This window comes from Chryseobacterium sp. BGARF1 (genome assembly GCF_001677955.1).
Taxonomy (GTDB): Bacteria; Bacteroidota; Bacteroidia; order Flavobacteriales; family Weeksellaceae; genus Chryseobacterium.
The window spans coordinates 1-984 of the sequence record NZ_LELA01000173.1 but is presented as its reverse complement, the minus strand read 5'-3'; the positions used below and the strand labels follow the sequence as shown (position 1 = coordinate 984).

Annotated in this window: 1 pseudogene; it reads right to left on the bottom strand. The window is 35.1% G+C overall.

Annotated elements, in window-relative coordinates:
• Positions 1-984 (bottom strand): annotated as a pseudogene (locus AB671_RS22595) (RHS repeat-associated core domain-containing protein); the annotation flags it as partial.

Below are 984 nucleotides of genomic sequence, written 5' to 3'. Positions count from 1 at the left end.
TTTCGGTATCACTATCTAACCTTTTATGTTTAGTAATAGCCATCTTTGGTGTTCCCGAAAAATCAAGTTCAGATTCCGTCTTGGTATATCCTCCCAAATGATTAATAGAATGACTTCCGATGGCTCTTCCTTTGGTATCGTACCAAGTATAATTTTTTGTCCAGTTATCATCTTCAATGTTTTTTACATAAGAAACCAACGGTAGACTTTTAGTATTGATATTTAAAGTTAGATCATCTGTCAATAAAGGTAAATTAGTGACTGTAGGAGTAAATGAGGGTGTATTTGGAGGATATGTATCATAATAATTTACAGATAACACGGTTTCTAAATACGGGAAATGATCATTAGAATAGTAAACCTGCATTCCATTTTTCGTAAAACCTGATCGAGATCGATTTTCAATGATTAAATTATTACTTATCATATTTTGCATATCAGCTCTGTCTGTTCCTCCTACAATCCCCGTAAGAATGACCCTTCCGAACTTATCATATTTCGTAAAAAGCCACTTTCCTGTTGGGTGCATTACAGCATCCTGTGTAAAGATCAGTCGGTCGGCTTTATCATACACCATGTATTCCCAACCTTTCCCCGGAAGCTTTTTTTCTACCAAACGGTTTCTGCTGTCATATTTATATTGGTAGCAAAGGTTATTTAATGTGATATCAGGAAATGCGCCGGTAGTTAAATTTTTAACCGCATCTACTGCTAAAGGCGGAATGACAAAAGCCAGTTGATTATAATCATTGTAAATATAATAAGTATCTGCTTTTGTAACATCGTCAAGCATTTTTCTTACCAAGATGGTTTGTCCCTGTCCGTTTTTAAACTCTATGGTTTTATTACCATCTTCATCGGTTACCGTATTTTTGTACAACTGATTAGCTCCATAACCGACTGATGATAAAACAATTTCAGAAACGAATGTAGAATAATCAAATGTAGCAGTATATTTTTTCACCTCCCCATCTGCATTGGCGT